The sequence below is a fragment of the Trueperaceae bacterium genome, from assembly GCA_036381035.1.
Classification (GTDB): Bacteria; Deinococcota; Deinococci; order Deinococcales; family Trueperaceae; genus DASRWD01.
In genome coordinates this window covers 1-14735 of record DASVDQ010000116.1, presented here as the reverse complement: position 1 = coordinate 14735, position 14735 = coordinate 1, and the positions used below count along the sequence as shown (strand labels likewise).

The 14735-nt window shown below is 71.3% G+C and carries 13 protein-coding genes; 11 read left to right on the top strand and 2 right to left on the bottom strand.

Annotated features, from left to right (window positions below; translation table 11 throughout):
- A partial coding sequence (locus VF202_13855) for a hypothetical protein (GenBank protein ID HEX7041197.1) occupies positions 1 to 250 on the bottom strand: 250 nt, incomplete at its 3' end.
- 200 nt (positions 251 to 450) lie between these two features.
- Here VF202_13855 and VF202_13850 point away from each other — a divergent pair.
- The 11 genes from VF202_13850 to VF202_13800 all read left to right on the top strand — a co-directional run bounded on the left by VF202_13850 (position 451) and on the right by VF202_13800 (position 14310).
- Complete coding sequence (locus tag VF202_13850; GenBank protein ID HEX7041196.1) at positions 451 to 810, top strand: VOC family protein; 360 nt, start codon at positions 451 to 453, stop codon at positions 808 to 810.
- Between the two features lie 347 nt (positions 811 to 1157).
- Positions 1158 to 2249, top strand: coding sequence for a LacI family DNA-binding transcriptional regulator (locus VF202_13845; GenBank protein HEX7041195.1), 1092 nt, complete (start codon positions 1158 to 1160; stop codon positions 2247 to 2249).
- 173 nt (positions 2250 to 2422) lie between these two features.
- Entirely contained in the window at positions 2423 to 3658 is a 1236-nt protein-coding gene (locus tag VF202_13840) for an ABC transporter substrate-binding protein (protein ID HEX7041194.1), read from the top strand.
- Between the two features lie 116 nt (positions 3659 to 3774).
- Positions 3775 to 4887, top strand: a complete 1113-nt coding sequence (locus tag VF202_13835) for a sugar ABC transporter permease (GenBank protein HEX7041193.1) — start codon at positions 3775 to 3777, stop codon at positions 4885 to 4887.
- Entirely contained in the window at positions 4884 to 6317 is a 1434-nt protein-coding gene (locus tag VF202_13830; GenBank protein HEX7041192.1) for a carbohydrate ABC transporter permease, read from the top strand. The genes VF202_13835 and VF202_13830 overlap by 4 nt, the downstream gene beginning before the upstream one ends.
- Positions 6318 to 6404: 87 nt before the next feature.
- Positions 6405 to 8369 (top strand): glycogen debranching N-terminal domain-containing protein, encoded by a 1965-nt coding sequence (locus VF202_13825; protein ID HEX7041191.1) that lies wholly within the window; start codon positions 6405 to 6407, stop codon positions 8367 to 8369.
- A gap of 199 nt (positions 8370 to 8568) precedes the next feature.
- Positions 8569 to 9525 carry a MurR/RpiR family transcriptional regulator gene (locus VF202_13820; protein HEX7041190.1) on the top strand — a complete coding sequence of 319 codons (957 nt, stop codon included), beginning with the start codon at positions 8569 to 8571 and terminating at the stop codon, positions 9523 to 9525.
- A 105-nt stretch (positions 9526 to 9630) separates the two neighbouring features.
- Entirely contained in the window at positions 9631 to 11199 is a 1569-nt protein-coding gene (locus VF202_13815) for an ABC transporter substrate-binding protein (protein ID HEX7041189.1), read from the top strand.
- Positions 11200 to 11202: 3 nt separating this feature from the next.
- Positions 11203 to 12120 carry an ABC transporter permease gene (locus tag VF202_13810; GenBank protein HEX7041188.1) on the top strand — a complete coding sequence of 306 codons (918 nt, stop codon included), beginning with the start codon at positions 11203 to 11205 and terminating at the stop codon, positions 12118 to 12120.
- 136 nt (positions 12121 to 12256) lie between these two features.
- A complete protein-coding gene (locus VF202_13805; protein ID HEX7041187.1) occupies positions 12257 to 13132 on the top strand; it encodes an ABC transporter permease in 876 nt (291 codons plus the stop codon).
- Positions 13129 to 14310: a hypothetical protein gene (locus VF202_13800; GenBank protein ID HEX7041186.1), complete on the top strand. Its 1182-nt coding sequence runs from the start codon at positions 13129 to 13131 to the stop codon at positions 14308 to 14310. The genes VF202_13805 and VF202_13800 overlap by 4 nt, the downstream gene beginning before the upstream one ends.
- Before the next feature lie 140 nt (positions 14311 to 14450).
- Here VF202_13800 and VF202_13795 read toward each other — a convergent pair.
- Positions 14451 to 14735: hypothetical protein (locus VF202_13795; protein HEX7041185.1), on the bottom strand; the 285-nt coding region annotated here is incomplete at its 5' end.

Here is a 14735-nt window from a genome sequence, read left to right as displayed (position 1 = left end):
CGGCCCACCACAGTCCCTCCAGGGGCATCACGACGTAGTCGCGCCCGAGCTCGCGCTTGCTCGCGAACTTCAGCGCGTAGGAGACCGCGTAGAGCGCCTCGACGGCGGCGGCGTACTCGGGAGCTGAGTTCGGGTCGCCGTGACCATCGACCATCACGTACTGCATGGGAGGCACGTCCAGGACGAGGAACTCGCCCCGCTTGGCCCGGTAGGCGTCGAGCGACCGCTTGAGGTCGACCTTCTCCGGCATCGTCCCGATGGTAAGTCGGCGCTGGCTCCCGGGTCCGGCGCGTGGCGGCTACGCCGAGCCGACCCCGTGAGTGAGGCTCGCGATGGGCACGTCGCCCTCGGCTGCCGGGTCCGGCTCGCGCCGTCCTCGGCCCCGGATCCCGTGCGCCGACGGCGCGCGGTCAGTTACCTTGGATGCGGTCCCCCACGAGAGGAGCCTTGGTGGCGCTGTTCCCTGGCATCAACGTCGTGTCGATCGAGGTCCCGGACCTGGACGAGGCGCGCCGGTTCTACGGCGAGGTCCTCGAGTTCGGCCAGCCCTCGTACGACCTCCCCGACTTCGGTTGGATCGAGTGGCGGCTCCCCGAGAAGCCCACGAGCGTCTCGATCACGACGGCCCGCGAGGGCTGGCAGCCGCACCACAACGTCACCATCGTCTTCGACACAGACGACGTCTACGCCATGCGCGAGAAGCTGCTGGCGAAGGGCATCCGCTGCGACGAGGTGGTGTCGGTGCCCGGCGTGGTCACCTACTGCAGCTTCTACGACCCGTTCGGCAACAGGCTGCAGATGGTCCAGTGAGGGTCCTCACGGGGTCCGCCTAGGAAGCGACCGAGGTGGCCGGCCAAGCGATGAGGTCGGCCACCAGACCCTGTGAGCCGCCGGCACCAGCGCCTCACCTCGCGCGGCGAGCTGCCGGCGGCACCGGATCGGCGCCCACGCAGGAAGGTCGGGATGCCCGCACCAAGCGAGCCGATGGGTGCCCTATGCTCTGCCGCGCCTGGGGAACCTGCGCCCGCATCGGAGCCCCGCCGGCCCCGGCCGACAGACGAGCGACCCCCGCCGATTGACGAGATGTGAGAAAAGCTATACCTTTGGTGTAAGCGCTTACGCGAGACGCCTGAGAAGGCACGACGGCAGGAGGCTAGGTGGTCGTCACGGATTCTAGCCGGCTGACGGTCCACGACGTGGCGATGGTAGCGGGAGTGTCGATAGCGACGGTGAGCCGCGTCCTGAACCATCGACCCGGCGTGAGCCCCGCGACCCGCGCCAAGGTCCTCGCCGCCGTGGAGCGCCTCGGCTACCGGCCCGACAGGGCGGCGCGGGAGCTCAGCAACCGCCGCCACGTCACGGTCGGCCTCTGCACGGCCTACGGCCACCGGCGGCTCATCCCGTTCTTCATGCTCTTCCTCGAGCACCTCATGGAGGAGCTCGCTTCCAGCGGGCTCCGCCTCAAGGACGTGCCGACGGGACGCGACGGCCTGCCGCTCGAGCCCACCGACGCCTGCATGCTCTTCGGCGCCCACGCGGACGACCCGCGGATCGCCGACCTCCAGAAGCGCAAGGTCCCCTTCGTGCTCATCGGCCGTCGGGAGGGCGTGCGCTGCGTGGCGGCGGACGACGTCGCGGGCGGGAGGCTGGCGGCCGAGCACCTGCTGCGCCTCGGCCACACGAACGCGCTCCACGTGACGGGGGAGTTGTTCTCCCAGGCGATGAGCGACAGGGCGGCCGGCTTCGTAAGCGCTTACGATGAGGCCGGGGCGCCGCGGCCGCGCGTGCTCGAGACGGACGACCTCTCGGCCCTCGGCGCCTACCGCGCCATGACGCGTGACCTCGCTACGCGCAGCCACGGGACCCACCTCCACCACGTCCACATGGGGCCCGCCGGCACGGTTCCCGACCGGCTCGCCATGAACGCCTCCGCCCGCACGACCGCCGAGCCGAGCGGCGCGAGAGGCCTCGACTACACCGCGGTCTTCGCGGCGACCGACGAGCTGGCCAACGGCGTCATCGCCGCCCTGACGGACGCGGGCCTGCGCGTGCCCTCGGACGTCTCGGTGATCGGGTTCGACGACATGCCCGAGATCGGCGACGAGCTGACGACCATCAGGCAAGACATCGCGGCGGTCGCGAAGACCGCGGTCGAGCTGCTGCACGAAGCACTGAACGGCGCGCCGGTCCGCGGCGTGCGCGTGCCGGTGAGCTTGGTGGTGCGGGGCACCACGGCGGAGAGGCGGTGATGCACTGCACCTGGCGGACGCGTGTGCGGGATGGCGGGCCGAGCCGAGCAGGCCCGGCCCGTAGGGGCCGAACCGCGACCGGCCGAACGAGGAGAGAAGTCACGAGGACCAGAGACCCCCGACCCGTCGACCACGGGTCGACATAGGCAGCAAGGCAAGCGAAGGGAGACGGCATGAGGAGAGTACTGATCACAGTCGCGCTGCTCGCACTCGCGTTCGGCGCGGCGCAGGCCCAGACGACGATCAGGATCATGGGGTACGGCGGCGGCGACCCGGCCATCGTCCAGCGCCTGCTCGACGAGGTCGTCGGCCAGCAGCTGGCCGCCGACGGCATCACGGTCCAGTACGAGCCCATCGAGACCGACTACAACCAGGTCCTCACCAACGCCCTCTCGGCGGGCACGGCGGCCGACGTCTTCTACATCCCCGGCGAGACCGCGCCCGGCATCATCGCCACCGGCAAGGTCCTGCCGATCACCGACCTGGTGGACACCAGCCCGTTCATCGACAGCCTGATGGACGTCTACACGGTCGACGGCGAGGTCTACGGGATCCCGAAGGACTTCAACACGCTGGCCGTGTTCTACAACGAGGACCTCTTCGACGAGGCCGGCGTCGAGTACCCCAACGCCGACGACGACTGGAACACGTTCAAGGAGAAGCTGGCCGCCGTCAGCGAGCTGGGTGACGACGTCTACGGCGCCTGCATCCCCGCCGACTTCGCCCGCCTCGGCGCGTTCGCCTACGCGAACGGCTGGACGCCGTTCACCGCCGACGGCCGCGTGGACCTCTCCGACCCCGCGTTCGTGGACGCGTTCTCGTTCTACACGAGCCTCGTCACTGAGGGCATCGCCGTGCAGCCCGCCGACGTCGGGGCCGGCTGGCCCGGCGACTGCCTGGCGCAGGAGAAGGCCGCGGTGGCCATCGAAGGCGCCTGGATCATCGGCTTCCTGAGGGACGCGGCGCCGAACCTGCCCTACGGCTCCACGCTGCTGCCGAAGTCGCCCACCACCGGCGAGCGCGGCAACTTCATCTACACCGTGGCCTGGGGCGTGAACGCCGACTCTCCCAACCGCGACGCGGCGGTCAAGGTGCTCGAGGCCCTGACGAGCCCCGAGGCGCAGCAGTTCATCCTCGAGGAGGGCCTGGCCATCCCCAGCCGCGAGGCTCTGGCCGACAACCCGTACTTCCAGGAGGACTCGCGCGAGGCCAGGGGCAACCTCACCGTGTTCGAGGGCGCCTCCGACGGCAACGTGCTGGGCTTCCAGTTCGGCACCGTCGGGACCGACTACATGGGCCCGCTCAACAACGCCGCCACGGCCGTCATGACCGGCCAGGCGACGGTGGACGAGGCTCTGACGGCCGCGCAGGTGGAGCTCGACGCCATCCTGCAGCGCGCCCAGCAGTGAGCCACCAGACACCGGGGGAACGGGGGCGGCCGCCGGCCGCCCCCAACCCCTATCCTCGTGTCGAGGACCCGTAGAGCCTGCAGGCCGCGGCGGGGCGGCCGGTTCGGGAGAGAACCATGCGCATGAGGCGCCACGAGACCGGTGCGGCGCTCCTTTTCCTGGCGCCTTTCCTGATCTCGCTGGGGATCTTCTTTGTCTTCGCCACGGCGCGGGCGATCTACTTCAGCTTCACCAACTACGACCTGTTCAACGCCCCCGAGTGGGTGGGGCTGCGCAACTACCGCAACCTGTTCCTCGACGAGCTGTTCCTGACGGCCCTGCGGAACTCGCTCATCTACGCGGCGCTGGTGACGCTCGTGCAGACGGTGGGGGCGCTGGTGATGGCGTCGATCCTCAACCAGCGCATCCGCGGCATGGCGTTCTTCCGCACCGCGTTCTACATGCCCAGCGTCACGAGCAGCGTCGTCATCTCACTGATCTTCCTGTGGCTGTATCAGCGGCGGGGCGCGTTCAACTACCTCGCCACCCAGTTCTCGAAGTATCTACCGCAGATCCTCGTGTTCTTCGGCGTCGTGATCGTCCTGCAGGCGCTGCAGGTGCTGTGGGAGCGCTCGCGCGGCCTGCCGGCGCGGGCCCTCGACCCGGCGCTCCTCGTGGTCTCGCTGCTGGTGGCGGCCGGGGGCACGTGGGCGCTCACGGCCACCGGCGTGCTCCTGCCGCGTGACGTGCCTGCGGTCGACTTCGTCTGGCTGCAGACGCGGCTGGAGGTGCCGCCGGGCGCGCCCTCGTGGCTGCGGGCGCCGGTGCCGCTCATCGCGATCATGCTGCAGAACATCTTCACGACCATCCCCACCTTCATGCTGATGTTCCTGGCGGCGCTGCAGGACGTGCCCAAGTCCTACTACGAGGCCGCGTCCCTGGACGGCGCCTCGCCGGCGCAGCAGTTCCTCTACATCACGGTCCCGTCGGTGCGGCCCGTGACCTTCCTGGTCGTGACGCTGGGGCTCATCGGCACGCTGCAGATGTTCGACCAGGTGGCCATCTTCGGCAACGCGGTACCGCTGCGCAGCGTGATCACGCTGTCGTTCTTCGTCTACAACCGGATGTTCCCGGGCGCCCAGCTGCCCGAGGTCGGGTTCGCGGCGGCCGCGGCCATGTTCCTGGCCGTGCTCACCCTGGTCATCGTGATGTTCCAGCGGCTGTTCCTGCGGGCGGAGGGCGCCAGGTGAGCACCGCCGTCGTCGAGGCGCCCGTGCGCATGCGCCTGTCGCAGCGGGAGGCCGAGCGCTGGCTGGCCCGGCGCCGGTGGTCGCGGGCGGGGCTCGTCTACCTGCTCATGCTGATCTTCTCGCTGGCCTTCCTGGGCCCGCTGCTGTTCGCCACGATCTCGAGCCTGAAGCCCGACCCCTTGGAGTACCCGCCCACGCTCAGGCCGCCGCAGCTCGCGCCGGCCAACTGGGCCGCGGCCGCCAGCCTGGGCCGCCAGGGGGCCGGCGCGCCGCTCTGGGGCGGGTTCGCCCCGGGGGGCGAGGTGTCGTTCGAGCTGACCTACTTCGCGCCCGAGGGCGTGGAGCCCGCGCCCCCCGAGGTCGTGGTGCCGCGCCGCCGGCCGGGCGCCGGCCTCGGCGCCGTGCAGAGGATCGAGTACGCCGCCGACCACGCGGAGGTCACCGGGGTCGAGGAGGTGCGGCGCCAGCCCGGCACCCTCACCGTGGACGGCGAGGTCATGGATGGCCAGGTCGTGACGTACCGCGTGGGCGTGAGGTACGTGGGAGACGGCCCTAGGCTCGAGCGCCTGCCCCTCGACGCCACCGCCGCCTCGCGCGACCTCGTGTTCCTGCGCGGCACCCTGCCGCCCACGCGCATCGAGCGCCGAGGCCTGGTCGCCTCTTACGACAACGTCACGCCCGGCGCGCTCGGCTACGTGTTCCACAACTACCGGCGCGTGATGGACGAGGCGCGCTCGGTCACCACGGGCCGCAGCCTGTTCCTCTCGTGGACGGCGAACTCGTTCTTCGTGGCCATCGCCAAGGTGCTCTCGACGCTCCTGTTCGCCTCCATGGCGGGGTACGCGCTGGCGCGGCTGCGCTTCCCGGGGCGCGGGCTCGTCTTCGTCCTCATCCTGTTCGCGCAGATGATCCCCAGCCAGGTGATCTTCATCAGCAACTACCTGGTGCTGCGCGACGGCATCTTCGGCCTGTCGCGCCTGTGGGGCCGGCCGACCCTCCTCAACGACCTCTGGGGCGTCATCCTCTCCGGCCTGGTGGGCGCCAGCGCGGTGTTCATCATGAAGCAGTTCTTCGAGTCGATCCCGCGCGAGGTGGAGGAGGCGGCCATGATCGACGGCGCGAACCAGTGGCAGCGCTACTTCCGCGTGGTGCTGCCCATGGCCAGGCCGGCGCTGGGCGCGCTGACGATCATCACCTTCCAGGGGGCGTGGAACGACTTCTTCTGGCCGCTGGTCGTGCTGACGACGCCGGAGGACATCAAGACGCTGCCCATCGGGCTGCTGTCGTTCCGCAACGCCTACGGCGGCGCCGGCGACTGGGGGCTCATCCTGTCGGGCGCGGTGCTGAGCGCCCTGCCCATCATCGTCCTGTTCTTCGTCTTCCAGCGGTACTTCTTGGAGGGCGTCTCTTACGGCGTAGGGAAGGACTGAGGCGGGGCGCGCCACGCGCCGGCGGCACCGCGGCACCGTCCATGGCTGCCGTCCGTGCCCGCGCGCTGTGACCCCGCCACATCGTGTATGAACTTCGTCGACAACCTGGTCCTGAAAGAGAACTACACCTTCGTGGCCGCCGACTCGGAGGGCATGATCATCGGCGGCGAGCACGGCCTGTACAACCGCGACACGCGCATGCTGTCGCGCTACGTGTGGCGGTGGGAGTCGGGGGAGAGGCCGCTGCGTCCGCTGGTGGTCGAGACGCCACGGCCGGACACCCTGCACGCGCACTACGCGCTCATCCGCGGGCCGTCGCAGCTCGTGGCGGTCAGGCGCTCCGTGACCCTGACGGCGGGTTCGCTCGTCGACGAGCTGGAGGTATCGAACACCTCGCGCGAGCCCCAGGTCGTGGAGCTGACCCTCGAGCTCGCCGGCGACTTCGTCGACCTGTTCGAGGTGCGCGGCTGGGGGAAGCGGCTACGGGAGGCGCCGGACGTCCGCGTGAGCGACTCGTGCGTGGCCCTGCGGCACCGGGCGTCCGACGGCGTCGAGCAGGGCGTCGAGGTGACGTTCTCCGGCGTCGCGCCCCGGCTGACCGTGGGCACGGACGGGCGCTGGGCCCATGGCTCGGGCACCCAGGCCGAGGGCACGGCCGCCGCGGCTGACGCCCCGGCCCCGGCATCGCCCCCCGGCGTCCTGGCGTCGTACGAGGTCGTCCTGCGGCCCGGCGTGTCGGTGACGCTACGCGCCTCGGTGGCGATCGACAACCCGCTGGACCGGCCGCCGGTCGGGCGGATGTCCTACGAGTCGTGGCGGGAGTCGTTCGACGGGCTGCTGGCGTCCGACCTCGCGCGTGGGCCGCACCGCGGCGCCCTGGTGCGGGCCATCGACGACCTCAGGGCCCTGCTGCTGTTCACGCCCGAGGGCCCGGTGCCGGCCGCGGGCATACCCTGGTTCGTCGCCGCGTTCGGGCGCGACTCGCTCCTCGCCGCCCACTTCCTGCTGCCCTACCGACCCGACGTGGCCGCCGGCACCCTGCGCTACCTGGCCCGGTGGCAGGCGCGCGACGACGACCCGAGCCGCGACGCCGAGCCCGGCAAGATCATGCACGAGCTCAGGTTCGGCGAGCTGACGCGGACGGGCAGGACGCCGCACTCGCCCTACTACGGGTCCGTCGACGCGACGCCGCTGTTCCTCATGCTGCTCGATGGCCACTGCCGCGCGACGGGCGAGGACTCGCTCCTCACCGAGCTGCGTCCCGCCTGGGAGGCGGCCCTGGGGTGGCTGGTGGAGCGGGCCGACGTGGACGGCGACGGGTTCATCGAGTTCGGCTCCGCGGTCGTGGGCCTGGGCCACCTCGACGTGCAGTCGTGGAAGGACTCGGGGGACTCGATGAGCCACGCCGGCGGCGAGCTGGCGCAGGGCGCGCTGGCCGTCTCCGAGGTGCAGGGGTACGCGTACGCCGCCTACTCGGCCGCCGCCGCGTGGTACGGGCGGCTGGGCGAGCCCGACCGCTCCGCGCAGTGGCGCCAGCGCGCCGATCGTCTCAAGGCCGCCTTCGACGAGGCGTTCTGGCTGCCGGAGCTCGGCACCTACGCGATGGCGCTGGACGGGGAGAAGCGCCCGCTGGCCGTGCTCAGCTCCGACGCCGGCCAGCTCTTGTGGACCGGGATCGTCAGGGAGGAGCGAGCCGCCGCACTGGTGGCCACGCTGCTGGGCGACCGCATGTGGACGGGCTGGGGCCTGCGCACGCTGGGCGCCGACGCCGCGCGCTACAACCCGGTCAGCTACCACAACGGCTCGGTGTGGCCGCACGACACCGCGCTGTTCGCCGCCGGGCTGGCGCGTTACGGGTTCGCGGCGGAGAGCTCGCGCGTGAGGGCCGCCCTGTTCGACCTGGCCAGCCGACAGCCGGACCTGCGTCTCCCGGAGCTCGTGGCCGGCTACCCGCGCGACCTGCGACCCCCGGTGCCCTACCCCGTGGCGTGTCGCCCCCAGGCCTGGGACGCGGCGGCGCTGCTGTACCTGGCGAGCATGGAGCACGGGTAGGCGGGACCAGCGCTCACGTAGCTGCCGCTTGTGACCTAGTGCTCGGCTAGCCGCGTCCGCGACCGCACGGCGGAGGCGCCCGGCCGCCTTGACAGCAGGTCGAGGCCCCAGTATCGTCGCACCAATCGGAACAGGTGTTCCAGAAGCGGTTGAAGCCCGGAACAAGCGTTCCAGCTAGAGCGTGCGGAACGAGGCGGCGATGCCTGGTACCAAGGCGGTGGACAAGGCGCGAGGGGCCGGCCCCTCTACCGATGCGCCGGGCGGGGCCGCCGGCACCCAGGGCACTTCCACCGGCGCGCAGGGCAGGTCTCCCGGCCCGCAGGGCAGGTCCACGGGCCCGCAGGGTCGGCTGGCGGCGTTCATCGAGCGGGAGTACGCCAAGATACCGTTCATGAGCGTGGCCGAGATCGCGGCGGCGTGCGGGGTGGGCAAGGCCACCGTCTCGCGGTTCGTGCAGCGCCTCGGCTACGAGAGCTTCAGGACGTTCAAGGAGGAGCTCCAGGACGAGATCTACGTCAAGGCCGTGTCGCCGGCCGCGCGGCACGCGGCCGGCCGGCGCACCGCCGACGTGCAGGCGATCCTCGAGTGGCACCGCGAACGGTCGCTGGCGAACGTCAGGTCGACGCTCGACGAGCTCGACGCTGGCACGGTGGCGCAGCTCTGCAGCGACCTGTTCCAGGCGGGCCGCGTCTACGTCTACGGGCTAAGGCTCTCCTACGGCCTGGCGTTCAACCTGGGGCTCTACCTACAGCAGCTCCTGCCCGACGTCAGGACCGTCGACGGAGCCGGCGGTACCGTCGCCGACACCTTCGGCGGCGCGCTGCCCTCCGACCACGTGCTGATCGTGGCGCAGAAGCGCGTGGGCCGAGAGAAGGTCGTGCTGGCGCAGTTCCTCGCCGAGCGCGGCGTGCCCTTCAGCGTCCTCACCGACCTCGACGGCACCGACAACCCCTTGACGCGGCAGGCGAGGCACGTGCTGCGCGCCAGGACCGAGGGGGTCGGCGCCTTCAACAGCTACGTCGCGACGCAGGCCCTCGTGCACGCCGTCGTCGCCGCCCTGGAGGTGGTGGTGCCCACCGCCAGGTCGCGCCTCACCAGCGCCGAGGCGGCGCTCGGCTGGTTCTCCACGTTCGCCGACCACAGGGGGAGGAGGTGATCGCCGGGCGCGCATGACCGACGTGCGCCCGTGTAGCGAGCCCGGATGAGTCGAGAGGTCCGCAGTCGAGCGGACCGAACCTTGCACGCAAGCTGGAGGAGCCAGATGAGAAGGTCGTTCCGTACTCTCTCCGTCTTGGTCCTGGCCGCGGTCGCCGCGCTCGCTTGGGCTCAAGAGGGAGGCACGCTGACCATCGTGGCGGCCGAGGAGCCCGACACGCTGGACCCGCAGAAGACCAGCACCGCCATCACCGGCGCGATCATGCGCTACGCCGGCGACACGCTGCTGACCAAGGACCTCGACAACGCCTACGCGGACGGGCTCGCCAGCTCCTGGTCGGCGTCGGAGGACGGCCTCACCTGGACCTTCGAGCTCAAGCCGGGCGCCACGTTCCACGACGGCTCGCCTCTCGACGCCGAGGCGGTGCGCGCCTCGATCCTGCGCGCGAAGGACCCGGCCACGCAGTCCCCGATCGCCGGGAACCTGTTCGAGCCGGTCGAGACGATCGAGGTCGTCGACGCCGACACGCTGCGCATCACCCTCGACAGGCCGTTCGCGCCCTTCCTCGACAACCTCACCGACCCCCGGGCGGCGATCGTCAACGTGGCGGCCGCGCAGGAGATGGGCGACGACTTCGGCCGCACGCCGGTGCTCAGCGGCCCGTGGCGCGTCGCCGAGTGGGTCTCGGGCGACCGCATCGTCCTCGAGCGCAACCCCGACTACGCCTGGGGCCCCTCTTACACCAGCGGCGGGGCGCCGAGCATCGAACGGATCGTGTTCAGGGTCATCCCCGAGTCGGCGACGCAGGTGGCCGCCCTCGAGACCGGCGAGGTGGACGTGCTGCCGAACATCCCGCCCACCGACGTCGAGCGGCTGAGGAACGACGAGCGCTTCAACGTCGTCAGCTTCCTGCGCAAGGGCGTGGGGCTGTTCCTCGAGTTCAACACGCAGCGCGCGCCGTTCGACGACCTGCGGGTGCGCCAGGCGCTGAACTACGCGATCGACCCCGAGGTCGTGCTGCAGGTCGCCCTGCGGGGCCTGGGCCAGGTCGCGCACGGGGTGCTGCCGCCCAGCATCTGGGGCTACTGGGAGGGCATCGAGGACTACGACCCCGGCTACGACCCCGAGCGGGCCCTGGAGCTGCTGGCGGAGGCGGGCTGGACCAGGTCCGGTGACGGGCCGCTCACCAAGGACGGCGTCCCCTTCAGGTTCACGCTGTTCACGGCCCCGATAGACACGTGGACGCGCAGCGCCCAGATCGTGCAGGCGCAGCTCGCCGAGATCGGCATCGACATGCAGATCCAGACGTACGAGTTCGGCACCCTGCTCGAGAACCTCATGGCCGGCGAGCACGACGCCGACTTCATGGGCTACACCTACACGAACCCCGACATCGTCCAGCTGTGGTTCCACAGCTCGAACATCGGCACGGGCCTCGCCCACAGCCACTTCCCGTCGGAGGAGCTGGACGCGCTCATCGAGGCGTCCCGCACCGAGACGGACGAGGCCAGGCGGCTCGAGACCTACGCCGAGATCCAGCGGTACATCAGCGACCAGGCGTTGTGGGTGCCGCTGTGGACGAACGAGAACTTCATCGCGATGTCGTCCCGCGTCTCCGGCGCGGTCGTGCACCCCGAGGGCTTCCTGCTCCTCAACGACGCGACCCTGGAGTAGGCGGTGCTGCAGTTCCTCCTCCGTCGCCTTCCGTCGGCCGTGCCGGTCGTGCTGGGGGTGACGCTCCTGGCCTTCAGCATGAGCCACCTGACGCCGGGCGACCCCGTCAGGATCATGCTGGGCGAGAGGGCGACGGCGGAGGACATCGCGCGGTTGAGGGCACAGCTCGGTCTCGACAGACCGCTGCCCGAGCAGTACCTCAGGTACATCTCGCGGGTGGTCGTGGGCGACCTCGGCACGTCCATCCGCAGCGGCCAGCCGGTGGCGCGCGAGATCGGCGACCGCATCGGTTCGACGGCGGTCCTCACGGGCGCGGCCATGCTGGTCGCGATGGTCCTGGGCGTGGGCCTCGGTCTGCTGGCCGCGGTCAGCCGCTCGCCCGGGCTCGAGACCCTGGTGATGAGCTTCGCGCTCCTGGGGATCTCGATGCCCACGTTCTGGAGCGGCCTGCTCTTCATCATGCTGTTCTCGCTGGCGCTCGAGTGGCTGCCGGTGACGGGCACGGGCCTTAGCGGCCTCGTGCTGCCGGCGGTGACGCTGGCGCTGCCGGCGGCCGCTGTCCTCGCGCGCATGACGCGCTCGGCGCTGCTCGAGGTGCTGGGCCAGGACTACGTCAAGACCGCGCAGTCGAAGGGCCTCAGGCCCCGCATGGTGGTCGTCAAGCACGCCCTGCGCAACGCCTTCATACCGATCCTGACGATCGTGGGCCTCCAGTTCGGCGGGCTGATGGCCGGCTCGGTGATCGTGGAGTCGGTCTTCGCGCGGCCGGGGCTCGGGCGCTTCGCGGTCAACGCGATCCTCGCCAGGGACTTCCCGCAGATCCAGGGCATCGTCCTGGTCGCGGGTCTCATCTACGTGGTCGTGAACCTCGTCGTCGACCTCCTCTACGGCGTGCTCGACCCCAGGATCCAGGTCTCGTGAGCGCTCTCGTGAGCGGTCTCGTGAGGATCCGCGTCCCGTGAGCGCGGAGGCGGTCACCCCGGCGGCGGGTGGGGGTGGGCCGGTCGGCGGGTCGTCTGCCGGCGGGGTGCCCCGCGGAGGCTCTTCTGGCGACGGTGTGCCGGACGTCCCGGTGGGCGCCGCGCGCCGCGGCTCCGAGCGCTCCGGTCGCTGGCTGAGGCGCTTCCTCGCCAAGCCGAGCGCCGTGGCCGGCGCCGCGATCACCGCGTTCTTCCTGCTCGTCGCGCTGCTGGCCGACGTGCTCGCTCCGTACCCGCCGGAGCAGATGACCTACACGGCGGTCGAGGCCCCGCCGAGCCCGGAGCACTGGTTCGGGACCGACGAGCTGGGGAGGGACGTCCTCAGCCGCGTGATCCACGGCTCGCGGATCTCCCTGCGCGTGGGCGTCATCGCCGTCGGCATCGCTATGACGGTAGGGACCGTGCTCGGGCTGCTCGCCGGGTTCCTCGGCGGTTGGTGGGACGCCGTGATCATGCGGACCATGGACGTGATGCTGGCGTTCCCCGGCATCCTGCTGGCCCTGGCGATCGTCGCCATCCTGGGGCCGAGCCTCGGCAACACGATGATCGCCGTCGGCGTCTCCGCCATACCCGTCTACGCGCGGACCGTGAGGGGGTCCACGCTGTCGGTGCTGTCCCTCGAGTTCGTCTCGGCGGCACGGGCCCTGGGCGCCCGGTGGCCGCGGATCGCCTTCATGTACGTGCTGCCCAACGTCTCGGCGCCGATCATCGTGCTCGCCACCATCGGCATCGCGACGTCCATCCTCAGCGCGGCCGGCCTCAGCTACCTGGGCCTCGGCGCGCAGCCGCCCACCCCCGAGTGGGGCGCGATGCTCAGCGACGCCCGCGCCTTCATGCGCACCTCGTGGTGGATGGCCACCTTCCCCGGAGCTGCCATCATGATGGTCGTCATGGGCTTCAACCTCCTGGGCGACGGGCTGCGGGACCTGCTCGATCCGCGGGGCAGGCGATGAGCGGCCGCGAGGCGGGCGCAGCTCGTAGGGGCGCCGCGGGCTCGTCCGGCGGGGGCGGCGACGGCCTCGGTCAGTCGTCCGGAGCCGGCGCCCGCCCTGACCGCCCCCGGCTCGTCGACGACCTGCTCAGGTACTGCGACCTGCTCGGTCCCTCCGGCCAGGAGGACCTCGTGGCGCGCGCGTTCGCGGAGGACATGCGGTCGCTGGGCCTCGAGCCGGAGGTCGACGCGTTCGCCAACGTCACGGTGCGGCTGGGGCCGGCCCGCGCGGGCCGGCCCACCGTCGCGGTCACGGCCCACCTCGACGAGATCGGCTTCGTCGTGCGCAAGGTCGAGCCGAACGGCTTCCTGCGCGTCCACCGCGTGGGCGGCGTCCACGACCGCGTCATCGCCGGTCAGCGGCTCGTCTTCCTCACCGACGAGGGCCTGGTGTCCGGGGTCGTGGGCGTCAAGGCCAAGCACCTGAGCTCGCAGGACGAGCTGTCTCGGTCGGTCGGCGTCGACGACGCGTACGTCGACGTGTTCGCGGGCTCGCGCGAGGAGGCCCTGCGGCGCGGCCTCCGCGTCGGGACCCTGGGCGTGTTCGACGCTCGCGCGCGGGTCGAGGGCGGCATGCTCTGCGGCAAGGCGCTCGACGACCGCGTGGGAGTCGCGCTACTGGTGGAGCTCGCTCGTCGTCTGCGGGGCGCCGACCTCCCGTGGAACACGGTCCTGCTGGCCACGGCGCAGGAGGAGTTCAGCGTGCGAGGGGGCGTGAGCGCCGCCCGTCGGGTGGACGCCGACGTCATCTTGTGCCTCGACATCGCCATCGCCACCGACACGCCCGACTCGGCCGACGGCGGCGACGTGGCGCTGGGAGCCGGTCCCGTCCTGTCCCGCTTCACCCGCGCCTCGTTGAACGGCGTGATCCCGCACCCGAAGCTGCGCCGCTTCGCGGAATCGGTCGCCGCCGAGAGGGGCATCGCTGTGCAGGACGGCGTGCTGCAGGGGGGTCTCACCGACGCCTCCTTCATGCAGCACGAGGGGCGCGGCGCCGCGGCGATCGACCTCTCCTTCCCGACCCGGTACACGCACACGCCGGTCGAGACGACCAGCCTGGCCGACATCGCGAGGCTGGCCGATTGGGTCGAGGCGGTCGTGCAGATGATCGATGGTTTGCCAGACCTGCGCCGGGGGTAGGGCGCGGCGGCGACGCCTGGAGCCATCGCGAGAACCTACTCGCGGCTCCGTGGTGTGACCTCTCGGGCTCGACTCTCGGACGACCCAAGCCGTGCGCCCGGGCGCACGAGACGTGACGTCCGTGCGCCCGGGCCGGGTACTCACTCGATCGAAGCTATCAGGCGCGCGAGCGCTTGGGCCTCACGGCTGACGGCCTGTCTGGCCTCGCCGACCGCCGGGCGCGGCTTCAACGCGTCGAAGACGTCCGACCAGGTGAGCTTCGGCTGACCGCCCGCCAGGAGGGTCGGCTCGCCGCCAGAGGCTCGGGCGGCTCGGTCCGTCGCCAGGCTGGCGAGGCACTCCATCACCACCGCGGGGTCATGCCCCTCGCGCCGCAGCGCCTCGAACAGGGGCTTGCTCACGACGTCGTAGCCACGTATCACCTC

Excerpts from the sequence above, each read along its gene's own strand:
- VF202_13825 (HEX7041191.1), top strand. The coding sequence starts at position 6,405 with ATGAACTTCGTCGACAACCTGGTCCTGAAAGAGAACTACACCTTCGTG.
- VF202_13815 (HEX7041189.1), top strand. The coding sequence starts at position 9,631 with ATGAGAAGGTCGTTCCGTACTCTCTCCGTCTTGGTCCTGGCCGCGGTC.
- VF202_13820 (HEX7041190.1), top strand. The coding sequence starts at position 8,569 with ATGCCTGGTACCAAGGCGGTGGACAAGGCGCGAGGGGCCGGCCCCTCT.
- VF202_13800 (HEX7041186.1), top strand. The coding sequence starts at position 13,129 with ATGAGCGGCCGCGAGGCGGGCGCAGCTCGTAGGGGCGCCGCGGGCTCG.
- VF202_13840 (HEX7041194.1), top strand. The coding sequence starts at position 2,423 with ATGAGGAGAGTACTGATCACAGTCGCGCTGCTCGCACTCGCGTTCGGC.
- VF202_13835 (HEX7041193.1), top strand. The coding sequence starts at position 3,775 with ATGCGCATGAGGCGCCACGAGACCGGTGCGGCGCTCCTTTTCCTGGCG.